The following is a 684-nucleotide window of genomic DNA, read 5'->3' as shown; positions in this document are numbered from 1 at the left end:
ACCACGGTGTGGTTCATGACTGGGGTGAAGTCGTAACAAGGTAGCCGTAGGGGAACCTGCGGCTGGATCACCTCCTTAAACGATGCGTCACAGTTAGTAAGCGTCCACAATGAATTACCTGATCAGATCATAGAGCAAACGGTAGTTAGTTTAGTTGTTACGCAGACTTTAATGTCTGTCTCTGTAATAACTGAATAACCGGGTCTGTAGCTCAGTTGGTTAGAGCGCACCCCTGATAAGGGTGAGGTCGGCAGTTCAAGTCTGCCCAGACCCACCAAATTTTATCCAATACTGCGTTATTTTATGACTCGCATAGCAGGCTATGCGTCGCATAAAATGCCTTGTGTTGAATAAAATTACCCGGAAGTGGTTTTGAAATAGTTGTTAGCCAGATGGGGCCATAGCTCAGCTGGGAGAGCGCCTGCCTTGCACGCAGGAGGTCAGCGGTTCGATCCCGCTTGGCTCCACCATTACGTTACCACCTGTTTCACCTTCAATACCGTTTGTGAATGTTTCGTGACCATTGATAAGTCGACCGCTAAGCGTCGTCTTATCACTGTTCATTGAACAGCTGCTCTTTAACAATGTATATCATGCTGACAAGAACACTTCGTAAGAAATGCTCTTAAATTGTGATACGTCTCAAGCGTATCCGGCAAAATGAAACGTTATCATTGCGAACCC

Annotated in this window: 2 tRNA genes and 1 rRNA gene; all 3 read left to right on the top strand. The window is 46.3% G+C overall.

The annotated features are described in order from the left end of the window. Positions 1–78 (top strand): 16S ribosomal RNA (locus tag ACUVOF_RS21940); the annotation flags it as partial. Positions 79–200: 122 nt separating this feature from the next. After that, positions 201–277, top strand: a tRNA-Ile gene (locus ACUVOF_RS21935). 117 nt (positions 278–394) lie between these two features. Further along, positions 395–470 (top strand) — tRNA-Ala (locus ACUVOF_RS21930). Positions 471–684: the final 214 nt, after the last annotated feature.

Source organism: Vreelandella sp. H-I2, from assembly GCF_052959335.1.
The sequence above is the reverse complement of the archived record's forward strand: the minus strand, read 5'-3'. Positions and strand labels throughout refer to the sequence as shown.